Consider the following 24,781-nt stretch of genomic DNA (forward strand, 5'->3'; position numbering starts at 1 on the left):
ACCTGTTCCCGCATCTCCGGCCGCCGGGTATCCCGTCGGCCCGGCCGGGCTGCCCTTCGGCGCCCGGGCGTGCTGCGTTCGAGGCCGCGCACTGATCGGCCTCGCCTGGGTCCTGCAGAGAGTGCACATCCTCATGTCCGCACAACCGCATATCGTGCTGTCCTGGCTCGTCCGCCGGACCAGGCTGCCGCTGCTGCACCGCCGCTGCCCGGACTGCCGGTCGGCGTCGGCGACCACCGGGCCCGGGCGGTTCCGGGTCAACGCCAACGGGAAGCTGCTGGACGTCTGGCTCCTGGTCCGGTGCGTGGGCTGCGACCGGACGTCCAAACTCACGGTGCACGAGCGGGTGCCCGTCGCCCGCCTCGACCCGGCCGCGCTCGACGGCTACCACGCCAACGACCCGGCGCTGGTGGCCGCCGTGCTGCTCGACCCGCGGCACCGCGCCGCGCTCGACTGGCGCGGCGCCTGGCGACTGGACACGCCGGCGGCCCCGCTCGCCGGCGACTGGCCGGTCCAGGTCGAGGTCGAGTTCGCCGACCCGGTGCCGGTGCGGCCGGATCGGCTCATCGCCCACGGGCTGGGGATCAGCCGCAACGACGTGCCGGCGCGGGTCAAGTGCGACGTCTCGCTGCGCCGGCCCGCCACCGCCGGCTTCCGGTTCGTCGTGCTCAGCCCGTCAGCGCCGCCCGCAGCAGCGTGAGCCAGGCCGCGGGCTGATCGAGGTGGGCGTCGTGCCCGGCGTCCGCGATGGTGGCGTAGCGGACGCCGGGACGCAGGGCGCGCATGCGGGCGTCCTCCTCCGGCGGGCAGGTGCCGCGCTCGCCGCGGATCAGCAGGGTCGGTGCCCGCACCGCCTGCCACTGCGCCCAGCGGGCTTCGGCGGCCACCGGGCGGATGGCGGCCTCCATCATGTCCGCGTCGAAGCGGGGGCGCAGGCCGTCGGGGTGCTGCTCCAGGTCGGCCGCCCAGGCGCGGGCGGTCGGCGTGGCGCCCAGGAACGACACCGCCGCGGCGGCCGACGGGAACGGCAGCGGCCAGGAGGCGAACCAGCGGCCCAGGCGGGCCGGGTAGTCGTCACCGGGGGCCGTGCCGCCCACGCCCGCCTCCAGCATGACCAGGTTGGAGACCAGCTCCGGGTGGTGGGCGGCCAGGAGCATGGCCGTGTGGCCGCCCATCGACTGGCCGGCGACGGCGGCCGGGCGGGCGCCGCCGAGCGCGTCGAGCAGGAACGCGGCGTCGGCCACGTAGGCGTCGCGGGACAGGTCGGCCGGGCGCCTGGTGCTGTGGCCGTGGGCGCGCTGGTCGGGGACGATCACGCGGAAGTCGCCGGTCAGCGCGTGCGCGGTCGGGAGGAGCTCGGTGCCGGCGCCGGCCAGGCCGTGCAGCAGCAGGACGGGCGGCGCGGCGGGCGGACCGCCGGTCAGGCAGGACAGGACGACGTCGTCTCGGCGGAGCTCCACGCGGTGCACCAAGCCATGATCTCAGAGCCACCGAAAACCACTTCAGCGGATGATTCGGGCAATTAGGATGATGCGCACAACGACCCAGCGGGGGGTACATCATGCGCAGCCGAGGGCGGTTCGCCGTCGCCGTCACGTTCACTACCGCGGCGACCCTTGTGGCCACCGCCGTGCAGGCCGAGGCCGTCGCCGAGACGTCCGGCGGGCATACCGTCGCGCAGTACGAGATGAACGAGGGCCCGGGCGCCCGGACCATGGTTGACAGCTCCGGGCACGGCCTGGACGGTGCCGTCGGGTCAGAGGTGCAGACGGGCGTCGGGGTGCAGGGCGAGACCGCGTACCGCTTCACCCGCCTCGACCCCGACACGCCGCCGACGCACCCGCGGCACCTCGCCACCGTGCCGTCGCAGCGTGACCTGAACCCGGGCGACCGCGACTTCGCCCTCACCGTCCGGCTGCGTACGCAGTACCACTTCGGCAACGTCGTGCAGAAGGGCCAGGCGACTGTCGACGGCGGCAACTACAAGCTGCAGATCCCCAGCGGCATCGCGCAGTGCCTGTTCCGGGGCGACCACGGCACGCTCATCGTCTCCTCGCGCAGCCGCCTCAACGACGGGCGCTGGCACGTCGTGCGCTGCGAACGCTCCCAGACCGGGCTGGCCCTCATCGTCGACGGGCGCACCGAGGCCCGCAAGTCGGGGTGGACCGGGTACATCGCCAACGACTGGCCGCTCTCGGTCGGCGGGAAGACGGCCTGCGACCAGGTCGACGTCGGCTGCGACTACTACGCCGGGGACATCGACTACGTGAAGCTGGAGTCGCGGTAGGGTCCGGTGTGGACGACTACCTGGCACGGATCGGCATCACCGAACGGCCGTCGACGCCCGACATCGGGACGCTGCGGCGGATCCAGCGGGCGCACCTGGGGACGGTGCCGTTCGAGAACCTGAGCATCCACCTGGGCGAACCGATCGGGCTCGGCGACGACGAGCTGCTCGACAAGATCGTCAACCGCCGGCGGGGCGGGTTCTGCTACGAGGTCAACGGGGCGCTGGCGCTGCTGCTGCGCGACCTCGGGTACACCGTCACCCTGCACTCCGCGCGGACGTGGAACGGGACGGTGTTCGGCTTCCCGTTCGACCACCTGGTGCTCCGCGTCGAGCTCGAGCACCCCTGGCTCGTCGACGTCGGCTTCGGCCGGTTCGCCCACCATCCGCTGCGCCTCGACGCCACCGGGCCGCAGGCGGACCCGGACGGCACCTACACCGTGACGGAGGACGCCGGCGAGCTGATCGTGACCGGGCCGCGGGAGCACGAGTACCGGATCGATCCCCGCCCCTATCTGCTGCGTGACTTCGGGCCCACCTGCTGGTATCAGCAGACCTCGCCGCTGTCGCACTTCACGAAGGGCCCGACGTGCTCACGGGTCACCGAGGACGGCGGGCGGATCACGCTCTCCGGTCGCAAGCTGATCCGCACCACCGGCGACGCCAGGCAGGAGCGCACGCTGAGCGGCGACGAGGCGCTCGCCGCCTACCGCACCGAGTTCGGCATCGAGCTCACCCGCCTGCCGGAGGCGAGGACCCCGGCGTGACGAGCCCGGTCTCGTAGGCCACGACGATCGCCTGGGCCCGGTCCCGCAGCCGCAGTTTCTGCAGGATCCGGGCCACGTGCGTCTTCACCGTCGCGTCGGACAGGAACAGCCGCTCGGCCAGCTCCGCGTTCGACAGTCCGCGGGCCAGCAGCGCCAGCACCTCGAGCTCGCGCGGGGTGAGCGTCGACAGGTCCCGGTGCAGGGCGGCCGACCCGGCGTCGCGGGCCGCGTACCGCTCGATCAGCCGCCGGGTGATCGCCGGCGCGAGCAGCGCGTCACCGGAGCGGACCAGGCGGACCGCCGCGACCAGCTGCTCCGGGCTCACGTCCTTGAGCAGGAAGCCGGACGCGCCCGCCGACAGCGCCGCATACACGTACCGGTCGAGGTCGAACGTGGTGAGGATGACGACCCGGGGCGCGGCGGCGTCCCCGGTCATGATCCGCCGGGTCGCCTCGAGGCCGTCCATCTCCGGCATCCGCACGTCCATCAGGACCACGTCCGGCGTCGTGCGGCGCACCGCCGCGACCGCCTCCACCCCGTTGGCCGCCTCGGCGACGACGTCGATCCCGTCGGCGTTGAGGATCATCCGGAACCCGGTGCGCACCAGGGCCTGATCATCGGCGATCACCACGCGCAGCGGCTCGCTCAAGCGGCACCGACCTCCAAAGGAATCTCCGCCTGCACCCGGAACCCGCCCGTCGGCCGCGGCCCGGCGGTGAGGGTGCCACCATAGACGGTGAGCCGCTCCCGCAGCCCGGCCAGCCCCCGGCCGCTGCCGTGCGCACCCAGCGCCGCAACCCCGCCGGTGTCGGCCACGTCGATGTGCAGGGTTCGCCCGTCGGCCGAGACGACGACGTCGATCGCCGCGCCGGCCGCATGCTTGACCGCGTTCGTCAGCGCCTCCTGCACGACCCGGTAGGCGGCCAGCCCGATCCCCGGCGGGACCGGCGGCGCGGCCACGGCCAGGGTCACCGGCACCCCTGTCTCACGGACCCGCTCGACGAGCGTCTCCAGCTGGTCCAGGCCCGGCTGCGGCGCCAGGTCGGCGTGGTCTTCACCGACGGTGAGCAGCCCGATCGCCTGGCGCAGCTCGGTCAGCGCGGCCCGGCCGCCGGCCTCGACGGCCAGGAGGGCCTCCTTCGCCTGCTCGGGCCGGGCGTCCATGACCTTGCGGGCCGCCCCGGCCTGCACGACCATCACGCTCACGTTGTGGGTGACGACGTCGTGCAGCTCCCGGGCCAGGCGGGCGCGCTCCTCGTCGACGGCGATGCGCGCCGCGGCCGCCTGCTCGCGCTCGGCGGTGCGGGCCCGCTGCCGCCAGCTGTGGATGGTGTTCGCGGCCAGCCCGACCGAGGACAGGATCAGGAACAGCATCAGGCCCTGCGGCAGGTCCGGCAGGTTGTCCTGCAGGTCGCTGACCGCGATGGCGGTCGTGACGACGACGCTGACGAGCGCCAGGTTGCGGTACCGGGAGTACATGGGGGCGCTGTAGGCCGCGATCAGCGACGCGACGACGGTCCAGGTCGGGTCGGCGTTCTCCTGGAAGACCGCGAACGTGCACGCCACGATGACCAGGAACGACACCAGCGGGAAGCGGCGGCGGAAGGCCAGCGGCAGCGCGGTGAGCGCGGCGGCCAGCAGCAGCCACCCGGCCTCGCCCCCGTCGTCCGGGGCCGGCGCCATCCGGCCCGGGTCGTCCGGGATGGGCGGCAGCTCCGGCTTCGGGGGCCGCACCGGCGGCGCGCCCCGGTCGAACGGGCCGTGGACGACCATCGGCCCGTGCCGGTCGGGCACCTGATACGGCTCGGCGGCGCCGTTGACCGCGCCGATCGCGAGCAGCACGGCGAGGATGACGTCGGCCGTCCAGGCCCACGGGGTGAGCCGGGCCGGCGCCGGGGTCTCCACGCGCAGCCAGGCCACCAGCTTCTTCATCGGGACAGTCTCGCCGACGGTCGCCGGGTCCGCGTCAGGAGCCGTGCGTACATCGCAGTGATGACACGAACCGGCACACCGGCCGACGTGCGGTGCCCCGGTTCGCCCCTACCTTCAGCGGCATGACCGAACCAGAGGTACTGATCGAGTTCGATGACGTGACGAAGCAGTACGAGGGCGGCGTCGCGGCCCTCGCCGGGCTGAGCGTGCGGGTGCGGCGCGGGGAGGCCCTCGCGGTGCTCGGCCCCTCCGGCAGCGGCAAGTCGACGCTGCTCAACATGGTCGCCGGGCTCGACCGGCCCACCGGCGGCACGGTGACCGTCGACGGGGTGCGGGTGGACCGGCTGTCCGAGTCGGCCTCCGCGCAGTACCGCCGCCGCCGCATCGGCATGGTGTTCCAGTTCTTCAACCTGCTCGACGACCTCAGCGTCCTCGACAACGTCCTGCTGCCGGCGCAGCTGTCCGGCACCGGCCGGGCCGCGGCCCGCAAACGCGCGGACGAGCTGCTCGACCGGCTCGGCGTCGCCCGCCACGCCAAGGCGTTCCCGGGCCGGCTCTCCGGGGGTGAGCGGCAGCGGGTCGCGGTGGCCCGGGCCCTGATGAACCGCCCGCCGCTGCTGCTCGCCGACGAGCCGACCGGCGCCCTGGACACCGCCTCCGGCCAGGACGTCCGCCGCCTGCTCACCGAGCTCAACCGGGACGGGCAGACACTGCTGCTGGTCACCCACGACCTGGCCCTGGCCGAGTCGTGCGCGACCCGGACCATCTCGCTCGTCGACGGCCGCCTGGCCCAGGGGGTGGCGGCATGAGCGCGGGCCTCGGGCGGGTGGTGCGCTCCGGCGTCGGGCGCCGCCGCGTCCAGACCGTCGTCATGACCCTGACGACCCTGCTCGCCGTGACCGCGTCGGTCCTCGCGGTCGGGCTCCTCGTGGCCTCCAACGAGCCGTTCGCGAAGGCGTTCGCCCGCCAGCACGGCGCCCACCTGATGGTGACCTTCGACCCGGCCAAGGCCACCGCCGACCAGCTCGCCGCGACCGCGCACGCCACCGGCGTGACCGAGGCGTCAGGCCCCTACGCGGTGGTCGAGCTCGAGCCGGTCATCGTCAAGACCCACGACGGCGGGTTCCCGGTGCACGCCCGGCTGCCCGCGTTCACGGTCGCCGCCCGCCCGGCCGACACCACCGGCCTCGACCGCCTGGAGCTCACCGCGGGCCGCTACGCCACCGGGCCGGACGAGATCGTGTGGTCCGCCGGCAACGGCCCGTTTGCCGTGGGCGACCAGATCGAGTATCCGGACGCGCCCGGTCAGCCGACGCTGACGATCGTCGGGCTCGCCCGGTCGGTCACCGACAGCAGCACGGCCTGGGCGCTGCCGGCGACGGTCACCGCTCTCACGCCCAAGGACAAGGGCCGACTGCAGATGTTGTACCGCCTGAGCAAGGCCGGCACCGAGGCCGACCTCACCACCGGGCAGCAGGCCATCGCGGCCACGCTGCCCGACGGGGCGGTGCAGAGCTCGGCGTCCTACCTGACCGCCAAGACGGGCAGCGAGCGCGTCGCCGGGGTGTTCGCACCGTTCGTCGTCGCGTTCGGCGTCATCGGCCTGATCATGTCGGTGCTCATCATCGGCATCGTCGTCGGCGGCGCGGTCGGCTCGGCCACCCGGCGCATCGGCATCCTCAAGGCGCTCGGCTACAGCCCGGGTCAGGTCTGCCGGGCCTACGTCATGCAGGCGCTGATCCCGGCCGCGGCCGGCGCGCTCGCCGCGGTCCCGCTGGGCAACCTGGCCGCCGTGCCGATCCTCAACGACGAGGGCGACGCGTTCGGCACCGGCTTCGTCGGCCTCGACTGGTGGGTCTCCGTCGTCGTGCCCGTCGCGGCCCTCGCCGCCGTGGCGGTGACCGCGTTCGTCCCGGCGCTGCGGGCCGGGCGGCTGCGCACGGTCGACGCGCTCGCCGTCGGCCGGACCCCGTCGCTCGGCCGGGGCCGGGCCGCGCGCACCCTGCTCGGGCGCCTCCCGCTGCCCCGGGCGATGAGCCTCGGGCTGGCCAACCCGTTCACCCGCCCGGGGCGCTCGGCGACGATCGCGGCCGCTGTCGCCCTCGGCGCCCTCGGCGTCACCTTCGGCCTCGGCCTCGCGCTGTCGATCGGCGAGGTGCAGGCGGCCATGAACAAGCGCACCGCCGGCGACGTCGAGGTCGGCGTCATGAACGCCGCCGGGCCGCCGCCCCCGCCCGGGTTGCCGGCCCGGCCGGCCGTGGACCAGGCCGCGATCGAGGCGGCCATCAAGGCCGAGCCGGGCACCGGCCGCTACTTCGCGCAGACCTTCGGCGACGCCACCGTCACCGGGCTCACCGGCACCACGGAGCTCGTGCTGTTCGCCGGCGACTCGTCGTGGGCCAGCTACGACGTCATCGAGGGCCGCTGGATCGGCGCCGCCGGCGAGGCCGTCGTGCCGACCGCGTTCCTGCGGGCGTCCGGCGCGCACATCGGCGACACCCTGACCGTCACCTCCGGCGGCCGATCGGCGAGCGTCACCATCGTCGGCGAGGTGCTCGACCTCAGCGGCGACGGCCGGCGGGTCATCGCCGACGCCGGCCCGTTCACCGGCTGGACGTTCGACGGGCCGCGCGGTGGGACGCGCTACCAGATCGAGCTGGCGGCGGGGACCGACCTGCAGCAGTACACCGCGAGTCTCCAGCAGAAGCTGGAGCCCGTCGGCGGCCACGCCGACATCAACGCCGCCGAGATCAGCCAGACCGTCGTGGCCATCGACTCCCTCGCCGGCCTGCTCGCGCTCATGCTCGTCGCCGTGGCCGGCCTCGGCGTGCTCAACACCGTCGTGCTCGACACCCGCGAGCGCGTCCACGAGCTCGGCGTGTTCAAGGCGCTCGGCATGGCGCCGCGGCAGACGGTGGCGATGGTGCTGACCTCCGTCGGCGGGCTCGGCCTGGTCGCCGGGCTGGCCGGGGTGCCGGCCGGGATCGCGCTGCACGACTGGGTGCTGCCCGCGATGGCGAACGCGGCCGACACCCGGTTCCCGGCCCACATCATCGACGTGTACTCCCCGGGGCTGCTCGTGCCCCTGCTGTTCGGCGGTCTGCTCATCGCTGTCGGCGGCGCCCTGATGCCGGCCGGCTGGGCCGCGCGCACCAGTACCGCCCGGGCGCTGCGCACCGAGTAACCTTGCGACGCATGGAGCTGCAGCGCAGGCGCCGATCCCTCGGTCTCGCACTCCTCGTCATCGTCTTCGGTCTGGTGGCCCTGGTCTGCGCCCGGGGCTCCACCGGCGGCGCCATCGCCCTCTACGCGGCGGGCGGTGTCGTCGCCATCGCGCTCGGCGTGGTGCTGCTGCGCGACGAGCTCCGCCCGTTCCGGTTCGCGATCGGCCCGGACGGCATCACCACCCGCGACGGCCTGATCGAGTGGGCGGCGATCGACAGCGTCGTCCTCGACGAGCCGGTCCCGCCCGCGACGTCCGGCCCGCACCTGATCCTCGAGCCCGGCGACCGGGTCGTGCTCAAGCTGCAGGACGTGCGCCAGTCGCAGGAGCAGATCGTCGCGGCGCTGCAGCAGCACTCGGGCGGGCGCCTCGACAACCGCATCGCCCGCCGCGGCCCGGACCCCGGCTTCGCCACGGTCCTGCGCGGATACGAGCCGGGCCGGGTCGACAACCTGGTCCGGCGGGCCGGTGACGCGCTGCTGTCCGGCGACCCGGCCGAGCGGGCCGCGGTCCGGGCCGCCCTCGCGGAGCCGGACCTGGTGGTCGTCCCGCGCGGCTACGACCGGGCCGAGGTCGAGCGCCACCTACGCCGGCTCCAAGCCCGCCTCGGCGACCCGGCGCGGTAGCGGCAGGGCCAGCAGCGCGGCCAGCAGCGCCAGCCCGCTGAGGATCAGCCCGATCTCGTGGAACCCGGCGATCGGCCCGACGCTCACCGCCCGCGCCGCGAGCAGCGAGCCCAGCACACCCACGCCGAGCGACCCGCCGAGGCGCTGGGCGATGTTGAACAGCGTGTTGCCGTCGGCCAGTTGGGTCGCGGCGAGCGGCTCCAGCATCACCGACAGCAGCGGCGTGACCCCGAACCCGATCGCCGCGGCCCGGCCGGACAGGATGAGCGCTGTCGCCCAGAGCGGGGTGCCGGCGCTCACGAACAGCAGCCCGGCCGTCGCGGCGGCCAGCAGGACGAACCCGGCACACACCAGGGGCCGCACCCCGAACCGGCCGGCCAGCCGCTGCCCGGCGGCCGCGCCGACGCCCGTGATCAGGCCCTGGGGCAGCAGCGCGACCCCGGTGGCCAGGGCGGTGTGGTGCTGCACCGACTCGGTGAAGACCGGCAGCAGGAACACCGCCGCGAACGCCACGACCGACGACAGCACGCTGAGCCCGAGCGCGAGGGCGGCCCGGCCGTGCCGCAGCAGCGTGAGATCGACGGCCGGCTCGGCCGTGCGCCGGGCCCACAGGACGTACGCGGCCAGCAGCACCGCGCCGGCGGCGAGGGTCGCGACGGCGAGGCGGTCGCCCCACCCGGCGCTCGTGGCCCGCCCGGCGCCGTAGAGCGCCGCGACGAGCCCCGCCGACAGCAGCCCGAGGCCGACGGGGTCGGGCCGGGCGTGCCCGTCGGCCGGCGGGGCGGTGCCGGCCGGGAGCCGCCGCACCCCGGCCAGGGCGAGGAGCCCGATCGGCAGGTTGACGAGGAAGATCCAGCGCCAGCCGCCGGCCGCGATGAGCAGCCCGCCGAACGACGGCCCGATGGCGGGGGCGAGGAAGAACAGCAGGCCGGCCGTGACCGGGATGCGCCGGGCCGCGCCCCGGCCGAGCAGCACGCTCATCGCCAGCGGGACCAGCGGCGCCCCGGTGCACCCCTGCAATGCGCGGGCGGCGACAAGGGTGCCGATGCCGGGCGCCAGCGCACAGGCGGCGGAGGCGGCGATGAAGCAGGCCAGCGCGGCGCTGTAGACGCGCATGGTCCCGAAGCGGCGGGCCAGGTACGACGTCGTCGTCAGCCCGGCGGCCAGGGCCAGGAGGTAGCCGCTGACCACCCACTGCGCGCCGCCCAGCCCGGTGTGCAGCTCGGCCGCGATGTCCGGGACGGCGACGTTGACGATCGAGGAGTCGATCATCGACAGCAGCGGTCCGGCCATGAGCCCCAGCTGCATCAGCCCGGTCAGCCGCTTCATGGCCCGTCGACCTGCTCGTCCACCTGCTCGTGCGCCGGCCCGCCCGGCTCGTCGGCCCGCTCGGCCAGCCGCGCGATCCAGGCCAGCTCGCGCTCGATGCGCTCGCCGAGCTCGGCCACGACCAGCTCGCCCCAGCGGTGGTCGCGCGGGCTGCGGGCCGTCTTCTCGCCGAGCGCCCGCAGGTGCGCGCCCTGCTTGCGCAGCGCCGCCGCCCGCGCGTCCAGGACGCCGTGGCGCTCGGCCGGGGTGAGGTGCTCGAACTGCCCGAGCCGGGTCAGGAACTCGGGCTCGTCCGTGGCCAGCTCGGCCGGCAGGTCGGCGAGCAGGTCGTGCAGCATCTCGCGGCCGAGGTCGGTGAGGGCGTACACGTGCCGCGGCGGTCGGCCCTCCTGCGCCTCGGCCGTCTTCGTCACGGCGCCCGCCTCCTCGAAGCGGCGCAGGGCCGGGTACAGCGTGTTGTTGTGCAGGGAGTAGGAGGTGGTCGCGGACACGTTGCGCTTGAGCTCGTAGCCGTGGACGGGCCCGCGCTGCAGGTGGCTGAGGATCACGATGTCCATGTACACGCCGTCCAGCGTGACATAGGTACAACTGGACTAGCAACCCGATCGTCACCCTCGGCGCAGCAGGCCGCGCTCCATGGCGACGACCACGGCATGCGTGCGGTCGTTCACGTCGAGCTTCGCGAACAGGCGCAGGAGGTGGGTCTTGACCGTCGCCTCGGCGATCACCAGGCGGGCGCCGATCTCGGCATTTGTCAGGCCGTCGGCGACGGCGGTGAGCACGTCGAGCTCGCGCGGGGTCAGCGCGGGATGGGCGGGGCGGCGCATCCGGGCGATCAGCTTCTCCGCGACCCGCGGCGCCAGGACCGTCTCGCCCCGGGCGGCGGCGCGGATGGCGTCGGCGAGCTGCTCGCGGGTGGTGTCCTTGAGGAGGTACCCGATGGCGCCGGCCTCGACGCCGCGCTCGATGTCGGCGTCGGTGTCGTAGGTGGTGAGGATCAGGACCCGGGTGCGCGGGTGCCGGGCCACGACCTGCGCGGTCGTGGCCACTCCGTCCAGGACCGGCGTCCGCAGGTCGATCAGGGCCACGTCCGGGTCCAGGCGCTCGATCAGGGCGAGGGCGGCCCGGCCGTGCTCGGCCTCGCCGACGATGGCGATCCCCGGGTCGGCCGCCAGCAGCGCGACGACGCCGGCCCGCATCACGGCATGGTCGTCGACGACGATCACCCGGACCGGGTGACCGGCGCTCACGCGTGGCCTCCGGCCGGGACGATCGCGAGGATGCGGGTGCCGTCACCGGGCGAGCTGGTGACGGTGAGCTCGCCGCCGAGCTCGGCCAGGCGCTTGCGCATCCCGTCCAGGCCGAACCCGGGGGCCCGGTCGACGGCGAAGCCGACGCCGTCGTCGGTGATCTCCAGCTCGACCTCGGCGCCGGCCGGGGCGAGGGTCACGCTGACCGTCGACGCCCGGGCGTGCTTGCGCACGTTGGCGAGGCTCTCCTGGGTGCAGCGCAGCAGCGCGATGCGGGTCGGCTGGTCCAGGTCGACGTCCGCGAGATCGGCGACGACGGTGAGCCGGGTGTCCTCGGTGAACCGGTCGAGGGTCCGCCGCAGCGTGTCGGCGATCGGGTGCGGCTGCCTGCGGTCGGCGCCCACCAGGTCCCGCGCCTCGGCCAGGTTCTCGCGCGCGGTCGCCTCGATCGAGCGCAGCTGCCGGACACTGCGGTGCTGGGGGTCGAGCCCCGAGCGGGCGGCCTCGGCGAGCACGACGATCGAGGCGAGGCCCTGGGCGAGCGTGTCGTGGATGTCGCGGGCCATCCGCTCGCGCTCGTCGGCCGCGCCCTGCCGCTGGTACGCCGCGGCCAGCCGGGCCTGGGTCTCCTCCAGCTCGGCGATGACCCGGGCCCGCTCGTGGCTCTCCTCCACGACCCGCAGCACCCACACCCCGATCAGCACGCTCGCCGCGTACACGATCAGGGTCGCGGTGATGGTGGAGCTGACGTACGCGGCGCTCCAGCCGACCCGCAGCGTGCTGCCGACGAGCGTGCCGGCCGCGCCGAGCCCGCTGAAGGCGACGGACGCGTGCCACGACCGGGCGAGGGCCCAGAAGTGCGGCAGGGTCACGATGAACAGGGCGGCGTACCCGTCGCGGAGGTAGGCCAGCCCGCTCAGCGACAGGGCCAGGACGCCGAGGTACAGGTGAGGCAGCACCCGGTAGCGCAGCACCAGCGCATAGCAGCCGGCGAGCAGGCCGAGCAGGGCCAGGGTCCCGACCTTCGCCGGACCGGGCCTGTCGAAGACCGCGACGACGGCGGTGAACAGCCCGTACAGCACCCAGCAGACGGCGTTCCAGCGGCGCAGCGTGGTCGCCCAGAACGGGCCGGCAGTCATGCCGTCAACCTACGCGGCCCGGCCGCGCCGGCCACCAGACCCGGTCGCCGAGCAGCCGCAGCGCGGCCGGCAGCACGAGGGTCCGCACGACGAACGCGTCGATGAGCACGCCGGCCGCCAGGACCACGCCCATCTGCTGCAGCTCGAGCAGGTCGACGAACACGAAGCTGACGAACACGGTGACCATCACGACGGCGGCGCTCGTCACGACGCTCGCCGAGGCCGCCGCCCCCTCGGCGACGGCCGCGGCCGCGGGCAGTCCCCGGCCCGCGGCCTCGCGGACCCGGCTCACCACGAAGAACTGGTAGTCCATCGACAGCCCGACCAGGATCACGGCCAGGAACAGGGGCACCCGCGAGCCGATGCCCGCCCCCTGGAAGGCGAGGACCAGCACGCCGATGGCGGCCGCGGTCGACACCACGCTGAGCACGGCGCCGAGCAGGCCGAGCACCACCGACCGGAACACGAGCACGGTCATGAAGAAGGTGGCCAGCAGCAGCGCCCCGAGGACGACGGGTATCCGGTCGCGCTGGTGGGCGGGGTAGTCGGTGTAGCGGGCGACGTCGCCGGAGACCGCCCACTCGGCGCCGGGAACGCCGCCGAGGGCCGCGGGCAGGTAGCCGGCCCGCAGGTGCTCCAGTGAGGCGAGACCCTGCGGCGAGTCGTTGCGGTACGGCACCGAGAGCGTCAGCACGCTGACCCGCCCGTCGGCGGAGGTGCTGATCCGGGGCGCCCCGGCGAACAGCGGGTCGGCCTGCGCCCGGCGCGCGACCTCGTCCAGCCCGGCGCGGACCCGGCCGGCCTGGGCCGGCTCCGCCCGCACGACGACCTGATGGGCGACGCGGAATTCGGGGAAATCGGCCAGGAGCCGGTCGCGCACCTGCATGGCGGGGACGCTGCGGGAGTACGTCTCCAGGCTGATCTCGGTGAGCCGCAGCCCGGCGATCGGGGCGGCCAGGGCGAGCAGGGCGACGGCCGCCGCGACGAGCGTGACGACCGGGCGGCGCAGCCCGATCGGCACCCGCCCCGGGCTGCGCCGCTGCCGCGCGGGCCTGACGCGGCGGCGGCCGAGCAGGACCAGCAGGGCCGGCAGGACGCTCAGCGAGCCCGCCACCGCCACCAGCGTCACCAGGATCGTCGCCGTGGCCAGGGAGGCGAAGATGACGTCGGAGGCCAGGTACAGGGTCGCGCCGCAGACGGCGACGGCCAGCCCCGACCCGGCCACGGCCCGCCCGGACGTCGCCGCGGCCAGCTCGACGAGAGCCCGCGCATCGAGCGGCCCGCCGGCCCGGGCCCGCTCCTCCCGCTCGCGCTTGACGTAGAACAGCGAGTAGTCGACGCCCACCGCGAGCCCCATCAGGATGATGACGTTGGTGCCGACGCCCGCGTCCGGGAACACGTGCGAGGCCATCATCGCCAGCCCCGTCGACGCGGCGATCGCCGACAGCGCGAGCACCAGCGGGACGGCGGCCAGCAGCGCCGAGCCGAACACCAGCCACAGCACGACGAACGTCACCGGCAGCGCGATGCGCTCCGAGCGGGCCAGGTCCGCACCGCGCTGCGCGTTGACCCCCAGCCCGATCGACGGCGCCCCGGTCTCCTCGATGCGCAGCTGCGGGTACGCGGCCTGCACCGCCGCCGTCTGCGCCAGCAGCGGCCCGACGTGCCGGCGCCCCTCGAGCTCCGGCCCCCGCATCGTCACCCGCACCAGCAGCGCCCGCCCGTCCGCGGAGCGCACCGCCGGGGCCACGCCCGCCACCTCGGGCAGCGCCGCCATCCGCGCCGCGACGTCGCCCGCCGCCGCATCCTGGCCGGCCGCCGCCCCGGTGATCAGCACCAGCTCCTCCGGCGCCCGCTGCAGGCCGCCCTCGGCCGCCATGGCCTCGGCCCGCCCCGCCTCGCCGACCCGGTAGTCGGCCCCGTCCGCGTCCCGCGGGCCGATCGCGAGCCCGGCCCCGAGGGACGCCGCCACGAACGCCAGCCACAGCCCGACGGCCCGCCACGGGTGCCCCGCACTCCACCGCGCCGCCCGCACGGTCATCGCACTCATGCCGTCGAGCCTCCCGGACGACCCCGGGCGAGCATGAGCATCGTACGGTGGGACCGTCTGTCCACCGGTCGGCGGACCCGAGCACTGGGGGTGGCCCGATGCCGGCGCCGCCCTGGTACTGGACCCACGACGCCGGACCCGAGCACGTCGCGCGACCCGAGCCGGCGCCGTGGCGCGTCGCGCGTGTGGCCGCCTACGGCCCCGCCGACCGGCGCCGGTTCGCGACGCTCGTCCACGGCGACCCCGGCCCGGCGCGCACCGTGCACCCGGACCTGACGGCCGCGGACCTCACGGCGCGCGCCGACGCGGTGGCGGTCAGCGTCAGCGGCGGGCGCTTCACGGTCGTCGCCGAGCCGGGCCGGGCGGTGCCGTCCCGGGCACTCGCCGGGGCCTCGGCCGCGCAGATCCGGGAGCGGCTGGCGGCGGGCGAGCGGCTGCTCGACGTCGACGCCTACGCCACGGCGGACGGGACCCGCTACGCGGCAGTGCTCGCCGCCGACGGCCCCGGCACGCACTTCTTCGGCGACCTCACCCTCCGCGAACTGCGGCGCGGCCTGCGCCGGGCCGGGGTGCGCCCGGTGCGGCTGCGGGCCTACGCGTGGGGCGCACTGTTCGCCGCCGCCGCCGGCGAGCTGCCGGCCGGCCGGTGGTACACCGGGCTGAGCGCGGACCAGGTCGGGCGGCGGCTGGACCGGCGCGGCGCCTGGCCGGTGGACCTCGACGCCGAGAGCACGCCGGCCGGCATCCGCTACGCGCTCGTCATGCAGTCCTGATCCGCGTCGGGCGCGCACTCGCCCGCGGGCCCGGCGGCCTCGCTCGCCGGCCCGTCGGACGGTTCGGTGCCCGGCTCCGGCGGCTCGCCCGGCGTCTCGCCCGGCGTCGCGGACGGCGACGGCGTGGCGGACGGTGACGCGGTGGCGGACGGCGGCGCGGTGGCGGGGGTCAGCGACTCGGGCACGGCGCTCGCGGACGGTGCGGCGGCCGGCGGGCCGGACGGCGGGGCCGGCGGTGCGGGCGGCACCGTGACCGCCGGCCGGTCGAAGGACCAGCCCATGGCCAGGAGCCGGGGGATGAGCACGCGCAGCGCCGCGATCGTCTGCGTGCGATCGCCGCCGCCGTCGTGGACGAGCACGACGGCGCCCGGGGTGAGCTGGCGCAGCACCGCGGCGACGATCGCCTCCGGGCCCGGGAGTGTCCAGTCGCCCGGGTCGACGGTCCAACCCAGCGGCGTGTGGTGCAGGTCGGCGGCGACCTTCGGGGTCGGGCCCCAGTCGCCGTACGGCGCCCGGAAGTAGGTGACTGTCGTGCCGGGCGCGGCCGCCTCGATCGCGGCGTCCGTCGCGACGATGTCGGCCCGGGCCTGCTCCGCCGGGGCGTGGCCGAGCGCGTCATGGTGGGCTGAGTGGTTGCACACGGCGTGCCCGGCGGCGACGATACGGCGCAGCTGCTGCGGGTTCGCGGCGACGTTGTCACCGACAACGCAGAACGTCGCGGTGACGTGGTACTGCGCGAGCACGTCGAGGACGGTCCGGGTGTACTGCGACGGGCCGTCGTCGAACGTGAGCGCCAGGGTGCGGCCGGCGTGGGCGGTGCGCACGACGATCGGCCCGGCCGCCGCCGCGGCGGCGCGGCCCAGGGAGTCCGGATCGCCGGTTCGCCCGGCGTCGCCGGTGTCGATGCGCCCGACGTGTGCGGCGGGCGGGAACGCGGCCGGGGGCTGATCCTGCAGGGCGGTGCCGAGGAAGTCGCGCCACAGCTGCGCCGGCAGCGTGCCGCCCTCGACCGGATGGCCGTCGGCGTCGAGGATCGGCCCGGGCACGAGCCGGCCGAACCACACGGCCACCGCGAGCTGCGGGGTGTAGCCGGCCATCCAGGCGTCCTGGTTGTCGTGCGTGTTGCCCCACTGCTGGCTGCCGGTCTTGCCGGCGGCGGGGCGCGCCGGGCCGAGGCCGCGCCGGTCGACGACCGCGTGCAGCACCGCCGAGACGTCGGCGGCGATGCGCTCGTCGAGGACCCGGACCGGCTGCGGCCGGGCCGCCCACACCGTCCGCCCGCCGGTGCTCGCCGACTCCACGAAGTGCCGGTCCTGGCGCACACCGCCCGCGGCGAACGTCGCGTAGACGGTGGCCAGGTCGGCCGGCGACACCGGGTAGCGGCCGATGGCGATGTCCGCCCGGGTGCGCCCGGGCCGCGGCTCACCCGGGCGGTCGACGAGCGCGGTCCGGCCGCCGTACGCCGCCGGCACACCGAGGTCCAGCGCCGTGGCCCGGACCCGGTCCGCCCCGATCTGCTGGGCCAGGGCGTAGAACGGCGTGTTGAGGCCGCGGACCATCGCCTCCTGCAGATTGCAGTCGGGGCACTGCTCGCCGTCGCGGTTGGCCAGCGGCACCCCGCCGCGGTCGGCGAACAGCCGCGGCGAACGCCCGTCCCACCGCGACAGGTAGCCGATGCCGTTGCGCAGGCCGGCCGCGAGGGCGACCGGCGCGAACGTGGCGGCCGGCGGGTGCGGCGCGGCCGCGTCGTCGAAGTAGCCGCGACCCTTGTCGCCGCCGTAGTACGCGCGCACCCCGCCGGTGCCCGGATCGACCGCGACGAGCGCCGCCCGCAGGCCGCCGGGCTGACCGGCGAGCGCGGCCCCGGCCAGCCGCAGCGCCGCCGCCTGCGCCCGCGGGTCCAGGGTGGTGGTGACCGCGAGCCCGCCGGCGTACAGCTGCTGCGACGTCACGCCGTGCGCGGCGAGCTCGCGCTCGACCTGCTCGACGACCAGCCCGCCGGGGTCGGCGCCGCCGGGGCGGGGGCGCGCGGCCGGATACTCGCCGGGCCGGTCGAGCCAGTGCCGTTCCCGCATCGACGCGATGATCCAGTCCCACCGCTCGCGGGCGGGGCCGGGGTTGACGGCGGGGTCGAAGTACGAGGGGTCCTTCACGACCGCGGCGAGCACTGCACCCTGCTCGGCGCTCAGCTGCTGCACGGGCACCCCGAAGTAGGCGTCGGCCGCCGCCGCGACGCCGTAGGCTCCGCGGCCGAAGTAGATGGTGTTGAGGTACCGGCGAAGGATCTCGTCCTTGGAGAGGCGCCGCTCCAGCTTCATGGCCATCGCGAACTCGGTGACCTTGCGCCGGATGCTCACCTGCCGGGTCAGGTAGGCGTTGCGGACGTACTGCTGCGTGATCGTCGAGGCGCCCTGGTGGCCGCCCCGCGCGTCCGCGGCACCGGCCCGCACGACGCCGCGGACGGAGATGCCCCAGTGGTCGTAGAAGTCGCGGTCCTCGGCGGCCAGCACGGCCCGGCGCACCCCGAGCGGGATCTCGCCGAGCGCGACGTCCGTGTGCCCGCCGACGCCGGCCCGGGCGAGCACGGTCCGGCCGTCGCGGTAGTAGAGCACCGACGCCCTCGGCGCGTCCGCGGTGACCGGCAGGTCGACGGCGGCCACCAGGACCTCGACGGCGGCGCCGGTGAGCTGGACCGACACGATGAGCATCAGCAGCAGCCGGTGCACGGCGGTCAGTCGGCGCCGGGCGGGCCAGGCGGCGCGGCGGAGCTTCTCGTCACTGTTGGCATCCATGACCCGACCCACTGTTGCGGGATGGCAGCCGGAGTGCATCGGGCGAGCGACGTACCGCCTGGCGGGTCGGCCGGGTGGTCGGGTTCGCTTGACAATAGGCAGGTAAAAACCTGCATAATGGTGCTGTGAGTGACATGGAGCCGGTGTTCAAGGCGCTCGCCGACCGGACTCGGCGGGACCTGCTCGATCGGCTCCGGGAGCGCAACGGGCAGACGCTGCGGGAGCTGTGCGAGGACCTGGAGATGGCGCGGCAGTCGGCCACGCAGCATCTGGACGTGCTGGTGCGGGCCAACCTCGTGACTGTTGTGCGGCGGGGGCGGGAGCGGCTGCACTACCTGAACCCGGCGCCCATCCACGAGATCGAGCAGCGGTGGATCGCCGGGTTCGAGCAGCCGCGCCTGCAGGCCTTGAACGCCATCAAACGACAAGCTGAGGAGTACGCCATGGCGGAGACCATCCCGACGTACGTGTACGTCACCTACATCCACGCCAGTGCCGAGCAGGTGTGGAGGGCGCTCACCGACGCCGACCTCACCGCGCGGTACTGGGGCAACGCGAACGTGTCCGACTGGCAGGCGGGCTCCGCGTGGGAGCACCGCCGGACCGACGGCTCCGGCCAGGTCGTCGTGCGCGGCACGGTGCTCGAGACCGACCCGCCGCACCGGCTGGTGGTGACGTTCGAGGACTCGCCGGACGAGGTGCGGGAGCCGTCGACGGTGACGTACCTGATCGAGGCGCACCAGGAGATCGTCCGGCTGACGGTGACGCACGAGCGGCTGCCCAACGCCGACATGTACCGCGGCATCGCGCAGGGCTGGCCGGCCGTGCTGGCCAACCTCAAGTCGCTGCTGGAGACCGGGGCCGTGCTGCCGCAGTCGCCGTGGGAGATGAGCCCCGCGCATGTCTGAGGAGCTGCGCAAGGCCTACGCGGCGCTGCTCGGCGCGACCCCGCGGCCCGCGCCGCCGCCGGGGGAGTGGAGCACGCGGCAGATTCTGGCCCACGTGTCGCTGCTGACGGCGGCGACCATCACCCTGGTGGCGTCGGCCGCCTCGGGGGCGATCGGCACGTACGACAACCGGCTCGCCCAGGACCCGTGGACGCTCGACCGGGTCGCGCGGCTGGCCGGGGACGGGCTGCGGGAGCGCATCCGGGCGCAGGGGGAGGCGCTGTGCCTGCTCGCCGGGCAGCTCAGCGAGGAGGAGCTGGCACTGGCGGTACCCTCGCTGCTGCTGTCCAATGGCGAATGCGTCGTCGATGCGCCCCTGACGGTGCGTGACATCCTGGCCGGGCTGGCCGCCGCCGAGCTTCCCGGGCACACCGCCCAGCTCTAGGAGGGCACGATGGCGCCGTGCTCGTCGACGACCTTGTCCTGCCAGTAGCGGTACCACTCGTCGTCGAGGTAGACGGGCTCCTGCCCGGCCGGGTAGCGCACGTAGCCGGCCGGGGGCTCCTGGCCCTTCGTCACGCAGGCAGCGCCTGTCCGATTCCCGACCGCCTTGACCGGGTACTCCTGCGACCGGCACACGCGCTCGCGCATGTCACACGCGCTGACCGGGCCCACCAGGAGCACGAGGAGCGCCACCGCTGAGCGGATGCGGACGAGTCCCATCCCACTATGGTGTACCACGATGGCGCTGAATGACCGGCTGCGCGACGCCCTGCGCGATCCGAACCCCGTGGTGCGGCTGGAGGCGGCGCGTGCGGCCGCCGGCTCCGGCGATCACCGGCTGGTCGAGCCCCTGCTCGAGGTGGCCCTGCGTGACACCGCCGAGGTGCGCGTGCCCAGTGGGCTGGGCGAGACCTACGAGCACGTCGGCGACGCGGCCGCGGTCGCCCTCGGGGAGATCCTGAGCCGCCGGTCCGGGATCGACACCCGGGTCGCGTTGGCGGCCGAGGACCTGCACTGCGACGACGACCGGGTCGCCACGCTGCTGTATTACCTCGGGCCGCGCTACGAGCCGCTGCGCCAGCGCCTCGAGCACCACGAGCAGCCCCGCCTGCGCCTGCGCGCGGCCCGGGCGGTGCTGTCGATCAACCGGACGGCCGCGTTCGCCGCCCGGCTGCTCGACGACCCGTCGCCGCTGGTCCGGCTGGAGGGGCTGCAGGTCCCGGCCCACCTGCGCGACGATGCGGCCGGCCTGCGCCTCATGCGCATCGACCCGGACCCGCGGGTGCGGGCCGAGGCGGCAATGCTGCTGCGGTTCACGGCGACAGGCGTCGAGCCGTTCGCGGCCGCGGCCCGCACCGAGCCCGACCCGGCCGTCCGGACCGCGCTCGTGGCCTGCCTGGCCCACCGGCGCCGCGACCCGCAGGCGGTCAGGGCCATCGCCGGGCTGCTCGGCGACCCCGTTGCCCAGGTCCGGCGGGCCGCCGCGGAGGCGCTGCGCGACGCCACCGACCCGGTCGCGGGGGCGGCGATCGGGCTGCGGGTCCTGGCCGAGCCCGACGACGACGTCCTGGGCGCGCTGCTGCGATACCGCAGCCTGCTCGCCGACGCGCCCGAGCTGCGGCCGGTCATCGAGCGGCTGCACCGGTACGCCAACTTCGACGACGATCGCCGCACGCTCGGCGCGCTCCTGGCCGCCCGCCACACCGAGACCCGCCCGCCGCGGTACACCGCCGACGGCCGGTTCCTGCGGGCCGTGCTGCGCCAGGCCGCTGACGCGCTCGGCTCCGGGACGCTGGCGGACTGGCTCGACGACCCCGGCCGGCCGGTCCCGGTCGGCCCACCGGAGCTCGACGAGTGCGTGCAGGCGTGGACGGCGATGGACGTCGAGCGGGCGCTGAACGCGGCCGAGAACGCCGCCTACGCCGTCGCGCTCGACGACCCGGCCCACGCCGCGCCCGACCCGGTCCGCGGGCCGACCACCGCCGCCCGGCGCGCACTGCAGCTCACCCGGGTCGCCCACACCCTGACCGCGCGGCTGCTGGCCGCCGGGGCCGAGCCGCCGCCGGCCGCCCCGCTGCAGCGGCTGCTGCTGCCGGGTGAGGACTCGATCGAGGCGCTGCGCTCGGTGCTGTCCGTCGACGAGTGCCGCCGGGCCCGCAACGTGACGTGGCTGCGGCTGCTGATGCGCCCGGCCGACGAGGCGTGGTACCTGGAGACGCTGCGGGCCGCCCATCCGACCTCGCCGCCCAAGGAGGACGGCGAAGTGAGCGAGTGGCACCTCAACCTGGCCGTGACCGCGGCCGAGGGCCGCCGCACCACCGGCTATCGCTGAGCGGCGGGCATGACCGGCCGCAGCCGGTCGACGGTGGCCGCGAGGGCCTCGCCGAAGTGCGGGTCGGTCCAGACCGCGTCCTCGAGGGCCTGAACCACCCGGCGGCGGGTCGACACGGTCGGCGTCGGTGACGACTCCGCCTCCCGCTGCAGGCTCTGCAGCGCCGGATCGTCCTCCAGCCGCGCCTGCACGAGCCCGGCCAGGCCGCGCAGCTGCTCCTCGATCGCCGGCTCCGCCTCCTGCGCCCGGCCGCGGTCGAACAGGTGCGACGCCAGCCACCCCACCGCAAGTTCCACCATCGTCACGACGAATACATTCTCATATTCATCGCCCGTCAAGAATGGCCGCGAACCGCTCCTCGGCGAGGTCGAGGTGGCGGAAGATGTGCTGCTTCACGAGCCGGGACAGCGGCGTGTCCGGCCGCCCGACGAGTTCCCGCAGCACGGGGACCATGGGGCGGTACTTCGTGGCCAGCCGCTCGACCTTCGGGCCCGTGGTGTGGATCACACCTACGCCGTTGTCGGTGAAGTCGGAGACCTTGATGACCCGCGCCCACGGCTCGCGGTCGAGACTGGCCCTGACGTGCTCCCGGTACTGCTCGTGCTTGTCGGATGACGGGTCGTACTCGGGATTGGTGACGGCCGACACGAGCCCGGCGACCCGCTCGCCGAACCGCTCGGCGAGCGCGGCGACGGCCCGCTCGCTCGTCGTGCCCGGGTGCCGCGGCCCGTCGGCCAGGTCGGCCAGCTCGCCCGGGTGGTCCTCGACGGTGTCGTGCAGGACGGCCGCCGCGATCACGTCGACGTCGGACACCTCGTAGTGGTGCATGATCCGGATCGCCACCCGCAGCAGGTGGTTGACGTACGGCTCGCGCACCCGCCGGTCCTCGCGGTGCAGCCGCGACGCCAGCTCGAGGGCGGCCGCGAGCCGGTCGCGGTCGGGCGGGGCGAAGCGCTCGATCTCGCGGCGGTAGCGCTCCCGCAGCCCGGCCTCGCCATAGATCTCGGTGATCGCATGCATGGGCATCGTGCCGAGGTACGACGGGAAGTCCATGGCCGTCATTATCGGCACTAGGATGCCCGGACATGAACCGCCGCCACCTCCGCTGGATCCTGCCCGCCGCCACCGTCGTCGCCGCCGCCGTGGTGGCCGTCGTGCTCGTGACCCAGGTCGGAGGCAGCGCCGCGTGCGCGGCCGGTGGCAGCGCGTCGTACTACACGGCCGGGCGCAACGGCATGTGCAACCTGGGCACCCCGGCCGACGGCGCCTACGCGGCAGTCGGCAACGCGGAGCTCGCGGGCGGGCGCAACTGCGGCACGCTGCTCGACGTGACGGGCCCCAACGGGACCACCCGGGTGCAGATCGTCGACCTGTGCCCGGGCTGCCCGGCCGGGAAGCTCGACCTGGGCAAGGGTGCGTTCCAGAAGATCGGTTCGCTGAGCGCCGGCATCATTCCCGTCACCTACGCCACGGTCCGCGACCCGCAGGTCGGTCCGCTGCGGGTGAAGGTGAAGGGCGGCGCCGGGTACTCGTCGCTGAGCGTGGTCGTCGACAACCACGGCAACCCGCTGTCCACTGTGGAGCTGCAGCAGGGTGACGGCTTCGTCGCCCTGCGCCGCGGCGAGGACAACACGTGGACGGGCCCGTCCGGTCTCAGCGGCACGATCGCGCTGAGGATCTCCGATGTGTACTCCCACCGGGCCCTCGTCTCGGGCCTGGCGCTCGGGCGCGGCGACTTCCAGCAGACCACGCAGCAGCTGTACGGCGCGGAGCCGTCGTCAGGGCCGTCGGCCGCCGCGTCCACAGTGGAGTCGGCGGGACCGTCGGCGTCGGTGGAGCCGAGCCGGTCCGTCGTCCCGGCCGGCATCGGGACCACGGCACCGGCGAAGCCGGGGTGTTAGCGGCGCACCGAGTGCTCGACGAGCGCGACCGTCGCGCGGGGGTCGTCGACCTCGATGATGAGCCGGGCGTACCGCTCGTCGGCGAGCTCGATGACGACCGCCTTGTTGGCGTCGCGGACGTCCCAGAACACCTTCTCCCCGTCGACGCGGAACGCACCGGCGGTGATGTAGTTCGGCAGGTAGGTCCCGGCGGTGCGGATCCCTTTGGGCTCCCGGGCGATCCCCGGGTCGGCGGTCGCGCCCCGGACGTTGGCCAGCGGGATCTCCAGGCGGCTCTTGAGGGCCCAGAGCTTGTCGATTCCCTCGATCTCGACGACAAGCGTGTCGGCGTCGACGCGGACGGTTGCCATACTCGCATCACTCCCCAGTGTTGATCCGGGCCCGCAGGCGCAGGCCCAGCAGTTGATTGGCGGCGTCCGGCCCGAGCACCGCGTCGACGCGCCCCAGGGCCGCCGCGACGAGTGCGCCCACCTCGGCGTCGTGGGGCGCCTGCTCCGCCGCGGCGAGCAGGAGCAGGTCGAGCTTCGCGCCCTCCTGCAGCAGCGCGCCGGTCGTCGGTGCGCCCTCGAGAAGCGGTGCCAACTCGTTGCGGAGGTACCACTTCAGCGCGGTCAGATACAGACCGCGCTTGCTGCCGAACGTCTTGTACAGGCTGTTGCGGTGCACGCCGAGCCCGGTGACGAGGTCATCGACCGAAAGCCCGTCGTAGGCCCGCCCGGCGAACAGTGCCACCGCCGCGCGGGTCACCGCCTCCTCATCGAAGCTTCGCGGTCGTCCCATGGCTTGACGGTACAAATTTAGGAACGAACAGTCAAGAACGATCGTTCCCTAATGGGCCACGTCACATCCGGGAGCTCGCGGCCGCAAGCCCCGGCACCCGGCGCCGCCGCATCAAGGGCGTTTCAGCGCCACGTCAGGATCGGCTGGCAATGTGCTGTGCAGCACCGCGATGCGATCCGGCCGGTAACCGCCAGCTGCCCAAACTCACGGACCCGGCCGGACGTGTCGCGGTGCTTCACCAGCCTTGCGTGCCCGGGCCGCCCTTGAACGGGCCGGTGATGTCCGCGGTCAGCCAGCCGCCGTAGAAGTCGCCGGGCTGGGGGACGACCCGCTCGCCGTCGACGGCGCACTCGTCGAGCAGGCCCGGGTAGAACGCCAGGCGGCTGCGCAGGATCTCGTAGCCGGGCGTCGGGTCCTCGTACGACCAGGCGGCATCGGGCACGACCACCCCGCCCACGACCAGGTTCCAGTACGAGGCGTAGCCCTTGAACTCGCAGAACGTGCGCCGGCGGGTGGCGGTGAGCACGGCCCGGACGTCGGCGCGCGGGATGTAGTACACCGGCGGATGGGACGTCTCGAGGACCCGCACGGCGCCGCGGGAGTCGAACACCACCTCGCCCCGGTGGCTCGCCGTGATGTGCCGGTCCGTCGGCTCGGCCCGGGGTGGCCGCGGGTAGTCCCACACGGACTCGGTCGGTCGCTGCATCATC

26 protein-coding genes are annotated in these 24,781 nt (G+C 74.8%); 11 read left to right on the plus strand and 15 right to left on the minus strand.

Features of this window, described 5'->3' with window-relative positions:
- Positions 1-133 precede the first annotated feature (133 nt).
- Positions 134-700 (plus strand): DUF1062 domain-containing protein, encoded by a 567-nt coding sequence (locus Dvina_RS26755; RefSeq protein ID WP_223105195.1) that lies wholly within the window; start codon positions 134-136, stop codon positions 698-700.
- Here the strand turns inward: Dvina_RS26755 and Dvina_RS26760 are convergent.
- Complete coding sequence (locus tag Dvina_RS26760) at positions 669-1,469, minus strand: alpha/beta fold hydrolase (protein WP_223105196.1); 801 nt, start codon at positions 1,467-1,469, stop codon at positions 669-671. The two genes, Dvina_RS26755 and Dvina_RS26760, sit on opposite strands and share 32 nt — an antisense overlap.
- 92 nt (positions 1,470-1,561) lie before the next feature.
- Here Dvina_RS26760 and Dvina_RS26765 point away from each other — a divergent pair, with 92 nt between their 5' ends.
- On the plus strand, positions 1,562-2,287 hold the full coding sequence (locus tag Dvina_RS26765; RefSeq protein WP_223105197.1) for a laminin G domain-containing protein: 726 nt from the start codon (positions 1,562-1,564) through the stop codon (positions 2,285-2,287).
- An 8-nt stretch (positions 2,288-2,295) separates the two neighbouring features.
- Positions 2,296-3,054 carry an arylamine N-acetyltransferase family protein gene (locus Dvina_RS26770; protein WP_223105198.1) on the plus strand — a complete coding sequence of 253 codons (759 nt, stop codon included), beginning with the start codon at positions 2,296-2,298 and terminating at the stop codon, positions 3,052-3,054.
- On the opposite strand, the gene Dvina_RS26775 is transcribed toward Dvina_RS26770, so the two are convergent.
- Positions 3,020-3,640, minus strand: coding sequence for a response regulator (locus tag Dvina_RS26775; protein ID WP_425516572.1), 621 nt, complete (start codon positions 3,638-3,640; stop codon positions 3,020-3,022). The two genes, Dvina_RS26770 and Dvina_RS26775, sit on opposite strands and share 35 nt — an antisense overlap.
- Before the next feature lie 59 nt (positions 3,641-3,699).
- Positions 3,700-4,986, minus strand: a complete 1,287-nt coding sequence (locus Dvina_RS26780) for a sensor histidine kinase (protein WP_223105200.1) — start codon at positions 4,984-4,986, stop codon at positions 3,700-3,702.
- A 122-nt stretch (positions 4,987-5,108) separates the two neighbouring features.
- On the opposite strand from Dvina_RS26780, the gene Dvina_RS26785 reads away from it, so the two are divergent.
- The 3 genes from Dvina_RS26785 to Dvina_RS26795 are packed head-to-tail and all read left to right on the plus strand — an operon-like array spanning position 5,109 to position 8,835.
- A complete protein-coding gene (locus Dvina_RS26785) occupies positions 5,109-5,795 on the plus strand; it encodes an ABC transporter ATP-binding protein (RefSeq protein WP_223105201.1) in 687 nt (228 codons plus the stop codon).
- Positions 5,792-8,170, plus strand: coding sequence for an ABC transporter permease (locus tag Dvina_RS26790; RefSeq protein WP_223105202.1), 2,379 nt, complete (start codon positions 5,792-5,794; stop codon positions 8,168-8,170). Before Dvina_RS26785 ends, Dvina_RS26790 begins: the two co-directional genes overlap by 4 nt.
- Positions 8,171-8,181: 11 nt before the next feature.
- Positions 8,182-8,835, plus strand: coding sequence for a hypothetical protein (locus Dvina_RS26795; protein ID WP_223105203.1), 654 nt, complete (start codon positions 8,182-8,184; stop codon positions 8,833-8,835).
- Here the strand turns inward: Dvina_RS26795 and Dvina_RS26800 are convergent.
- Genes Dvina_RS26800 through Dvina_RS26820 form a run of 5 tightly spaced genes read right to left on the minus strand, consistent with a single transcriptional unit; the run spans position 8,794 to position 14,603 of the window.
- Positions 8,794-10,164 (minus strand): DHA2 family efflux MFS transporter permease subunit, encoded by a 1,371-nt coding sequence (locus tag Dvina_RS26800; protein ID WP_246656469.1) that lies wholly within the window; start codon positions 10,162-10,164, stop codon positions 8,794-8,796. The two genes, Dvina_RS26795 and Dvina_RS26800, sit on opposite strands and share 42 nt — an antisense overlap.
- Positions 10,161-10,721: a PadR family transcriptional regulator gene (locus tag Dvina_RS26805; protein ID WP_246656591.1), complete on the minus strand. Its 561-nt coding sequence runs from the start codon at positions 10,719-10,721 to the stop codon at positions 10,161-10,163. The genes Dvina_RS26800 and Dvina_RS26805 overlap by 4 nt, the downstream gene beginning before the upstream one ends.
- 51 nt (positions 10,722-10,772) lie before the next feature.
- On the minus strand, positions 10,773-11,363 hold the full coding sequence (locus Dvina_RS26810; RefSeq protein ID WP_246656592.1) for a response regulator: 591 nt from the start codon (positions 11,361-11,363) through the stop codon (positions 10,773-10,775).
- A gap of 47 nt (positions 11,364-11,410) precedes the next feature.
- The gene (locus tag Dvina_RS26815; protein ID WP_223105206.1) at positions 11,411-12,553 is read right to left on the minus strand and encodes a sensor histidine kinase; all 1,143 of its coding nucleotides are present in this window, start codon (positions 12,551-12,553) and stop codon (positions 11,411-11,413) included.
- Between the two features lie 4 nt (positions 12,554-12,557).
- A complete protein-coding gene (locus tag Dvina_RS26820; RefSeq protein WP_223105207.1) occupies positions 12,558-14,603 on the minus strand; it encodes an MMPL family transporter in 2,046 nt (681 codons plus the stop codon).
- A 98-nt stretch (positions 14,604-14,701) separates the two neighbouring features.
- Here Dvina_RS26820 and Dvina_RS26825 point away from each other — a divergent pair, with 98 nt between their 5' ends.
- Positions 14,702-15,376 (plus strand): hypothetical protein, encoded by a 675-nt coding sequence (locus Dvina_RS26825; protein WP_223105208.1) that lies wholly within the window; start codon positions 14,702-14,704, stop codon positions 15,374-15,376.
- Here the strand turns inward: Dvina_RS26825 and Dvina_RS26830 are convergent.
- Positions 15,352-18,168 carry a transglycosylase domain-containing protein gene (locus Dvina_RS26830; RefSeq protein ID WP_223105209.1) on the minus strand — a complete coding sequence of 939 codons (2,817 nt, stop codon included), beginning with the start codon at positions 18,166-18,168 and terminating at the stop codon, positions 15,352-15,354. The genes Dvina_RS26825 and Dvina_RS26830 overlap by 25 nt on opposite strands.
- A gap of 134 nt (positions 18,169-18,302) precedes the next feature.
- On the opposite strand from Dvina_RS26830, the gene Dvina_RS26835 reads away from it, so the two are divergent.
- Together Dvina_RS26835 and Dvina_RS26840 are read left to right on the plus strand one after the other, a co-directional pair.
- Positions 18,303-19,076: an ArsR/SmtB family transcription factor gene (locus Dvina_RS26835; protein ID WP_223105731.1), complete on the plus strand. Its 774-nt coding sequence runs from the start codon at positions 18,303-18,305 to the stop codon at positions 19,074-19,076.
- Positions 19,069-19,500: a hypothetical protein gene (locus tag Dvina_RS26840; RefSeq protein ID WP_223105210.1), complete on the plus strand. Its 432-nt coding sequence runs from the start codon at positions 19,069-19,071 to the stop codon at positions 19,498-19,500. The genes Dvina_RS26835 and Dvina_RS26840 overlap by 8 nt, the downstream gene beginning before the upstream one ends.
- Here Dvina_RS26840 and Dvina_RS26845 read toward each other — a convergent pair.
- Positions 19,497-19,778 carry an SCO0607 family lipoprotein gene (locus Dvina_RS26845; RefSeq protein WP_223105211.1) on the minus strand — a complete coding sequence of 94 codons (282 nt, stop codon included), beginning with the start codon at positions 19,776-19,778 and terminating at the stop codon, positions 19,497-19,499. The genes Dvina_RS26840 and Dvina_RS26845 overlap by 4 nt on opposite strands.
- Before the next feature lie 19 nt (positions 19,779-19,797).
- Between Dvina_RS26845 and Dvina_RS26850 the strand changes: the two genes are divergently transcribed.
- Positions 19,798-21,390 carry a HEAT repeat domain-containing protein gene (locus tag Dvina_RS26850; protein ID WP_223105212.1) on the plus strand — a complete coding sequence of 531 codons (1,593 nt, stop codon included), beginning with the start codon at positions 19,798-19,800 and terminating at the stop codon, positions 21,388-21,390.
- Here Dvina_RS26850 and Dvina_RS26855 read toward each other — a convergent pair.
- Both Dvina_RS26855 and Dvina_RS26860 read right to left on the minus strand, forming a co-directional pair.
- Positions 21,381-21,695 (minus strand): hypothetical protein, encoded by a 315-nt coding sequence (locus tag Dvina_RS26855; protein ID WP_223105213.1) that lies wholly within the window; start codon positions 21,693-21,695, stop codon positions 21,381-21,383. The two genes, Dvina_RS26850 and Dvina_RS26855, sit on opposite strands and share 10 nt — an antisense overlap.
- Before the next feature lie 19 nt (positions 21,696-21,714).
- Positions 21,715-22,443: an HD domain-containing protein gene (locus tag Dvina_RS26860; RefSeq protein ID WP_223105214.1), complete on the minus strand. Its 729-nt coding sequence runs from the start codon at positions 22,441-22,443 to the stop codon at positions 21,715-21,717.
- A gap of 32 nt (positions 22,444-22,475) precedes the next feature.
- On the opposite strand from Dvina_RS26860, the gene Dvina_RS26865 reads away from it, so the two are divergent.
- Positions 22,476-23,291, plus strand: coding sequence for an expansin EXLX1 family cellulose-binding protein (locus tag Dvina_RS26865; RefSeq protein ID WP_223105215.1), 816 nt, complete (start codon positions 22,476-22,478; stop codon positions 23,289-23,291).
- On the opposite strand, the gene Dvina_RS26870 is transcribed toward Dvina_RS26865, so the two are convergent.
- From Dvina_RS26870 to Dvina_RS26880, 3 genes are all read right to left on the minus strand, one after another.
- Complete coding sequence (locus Dvina_RS26870) at positions 23,288-23,641, minus strand: hypothetical protein (protein WP_223105216.1); 354 nt, start codon at positions 23,639-23,641, stop codon at positions 23,288-23,290. The genes Dvina_RS26865 and Dvina_RS26870 overlap by 4 nt on opposite strands.
- 7 nt (positions 23,642-23,648) lie before the next feature.
- Positions 23,649-24,071 (minus strand): TetR/AcrR family transcriptional regulator, encoded by a 423-nt coding sequence (locus tag Dvina_RS26875; protein WP_223105217.1) that lies wholly within the window; start codon positions 24,069-24,071, stop codon positions 23,649-23,651.
- A gap of 235 nt (positions 24,072-24,306) precedes the next feature.
- On the minus strand, positions 24,307-24,780 hold the full coding sequence (locus tag Dvina_RS26880; RefSeq protein ID WP_246655336.1) for a DUF427 domain-containing protein: 474 nt from the start codon (positions 24,778-24,780) through the stop codon (positions 24,307-24,309).
- Position 24,781 lies beyond the last annotated feature (1 nt).

The organism is Dactylosporangium vinaceum, from assembly GCF_019904175.1.
Lineage (GTDB): Bacteria > Actinomycetota > Actinomycetes > Mycobacteriales > Micromonosporaceae > Dactylosporangium > Dactylosporangium vinaceum.

What these genes read in the sequence shown, in the direction of transcription:
- Dvina_RS26755 (WP_223105195.1), top strand. Translation starts at nt 134, where the DNA reads ATGTCCGCACAACCGCATATCGTGCTGTCCTGGCTCGTCCGCCGGACC.
- Dvina_RS26765 (WP_223105197.1), top strand. Translation starts at nt 1,562, where the DNA reads ATGCGCAGCCGAGGGCGGTTCGCCGTCGCCGTCACGTTCACTACCGCG.
- Dvina_RS26775 (WP_425516572.1), bottom strand. Translation starts at nt 3,640, where the DNA reads ATGATCCTCAACGCCGACGGGATCGACGTCGTCGCCGAGGCGGCCAAC.
- Dvina_RS26780 (WP_223105200.1), bottom strand. Translation starts at nt 4,986, where the DNA reads ATGAAGAAGCTGGTGGCCTGGCTGCGCGTGGAGACCCCGGCGCCGGCC.
- Dvina_RS26785 (WP_223105201.1), top strand. Translation starts at nt 5,109, where the DNA reads ATGACCGAACCAGAGGTACTGATCGAGTTCGATGACGTGACGAAGCAG.
- Dvina_RS26790 (WP_223105202.1), top strand. Translation starts at nt 5,792, where the DNA reads ATGAGCGCGGGCCTCGGGCGGGTGGTGCGCTCCGGCGTCGGGCGCCGC.
- Dvina_RS26795 (WP_223105203.1), top strand. Translation starts at nt 8,182, where the DNA reads ATGGAGCTGCAGCGCAGGCGCCGATCCCTCGGTCTCGCACTCCTCGTC.
- Dvina_RS26800 (WP_246656469.1), bottom strand. Translation starts at nt 10,164, where the DNA reads ATGAAGCGGCTGACCGGGCTGATGCAGCTGGGGCTCATGGCCGGACCG.
- Dvina_RS26805 (WP_246656591.1), bottom strand. Translation starts at nt 10,721, where the DNA reads ATGGACATCGTGATCCTCAGCCACCTGCAGCGCGGGCCCGTCCACGGC.
- Dvina_RS26810 (WP_246656592.1), bottom strand. Translation starts at nt 11,363, where the DNA reads ATGCGGGCCGGCGTCGTCGCGCTGCTGGCGGCCGACCCGGGGATCGCC.
- Dvina_RS26815 (WP_223105206.1), bottom strand. Translation starts at nt 12,553, where the DNA reads ATGACTGCCGGCCCGTTCTGGGCGACCACGCTGCGCCGCTGGAACGCC.
- Dvina_RS26820 (WP_223105207.1), bottom strand. Translation starts at nt 14,603, where the DNA reads ATGAGTGCGATGACCGTGCGGGCGGCGCGGTGGAGTGCGGGGCACCCG.
- Dvina_RS26825 (WP_223105208.1), top strand. Translation starts at nt 14,702, where the DNA reads ATGCCGGCGCCGCCCTGGTACTGGACCCACGACGCCGGACCCGAGCAC.
- Dvina_RS26830 (WP_223105209.1), bottom strand. Translation starts at nt 18,168, where the DNA reads ATGGATGCCAACAGTGACGAGAAGCTCCGCCGCGCCGCCTGGCCCGCC.
- Dvina_RS26835 (WP_223105731.1), top strand. Translation starts at nt 18,303, where the DNA reads ATGGAGCCGGTGTTCAAGGCGCTCGCCGACCGGACTCGGCGGGACCTG.
- Dvina_RS26840 (WP_223105210.1), top strand. Translation starts at nt 19,069, where the DNA reads ATGTCTGAGGAGCTGCGCAAGGCCTACGCGGCGCTGCTCGGCGCGACC.
- Dvina_RS26845 (WP_223105211.1), bottom strand. Translation starts at nt 19,778, where the DNA reads ATGGGACTCGTCCGCATCCGCTCAGCGGTGGCGCTCCTCGTGCTCCTG.
- Dvina_RS26850 (WP_223105212.1), top strand. Translation starts at nt 19,798, where the DNA reads ATGGCGCTGAATGACCGGCTGCGCGACGCCCTGCGCGATCCGAACCCC.
- Dvina_RS26860 (WP_223105214.1), bottom strand. Translation starts at nt 22,443, where the DNA reads ATGGACTTCCCGTCGTACCTCGGCACGATGCCCATGCATGCGATCACC.
- Dvina_RS26865 (WP_223105215.1), top strand. Translation starts at nt 22,476, where the DNA reads ATGAACCGCCGCCACCTCCGCTGGATCCTGCCCGCCGCCACCGTCGTC.
- Dvina_RS26870 (WP_223105216.1), bottom strand. Translation starts at nt 23,641, where the DNA reads ATGGCAACCGTCCGCGTCGACGCCGACACGCTTGTCGTCGAGATCGAG.
- Dvina_RS26875 (WP_223105217.1), bottom strand. Translation starts at nt 24,071, where the DNA reads ATGGGACGACCGCGAAGCTTCGATGAGGAGGCGGTGACCCGCGCGGCG.
- Dvina_RS26880 (WP_246655336.1), bottom strand. Translation starts at nt 24,780, where the DNA reads ATGATGCAGCGACCGACCGAGTCCGTGTGGGACTACCCGCGGCCACCC.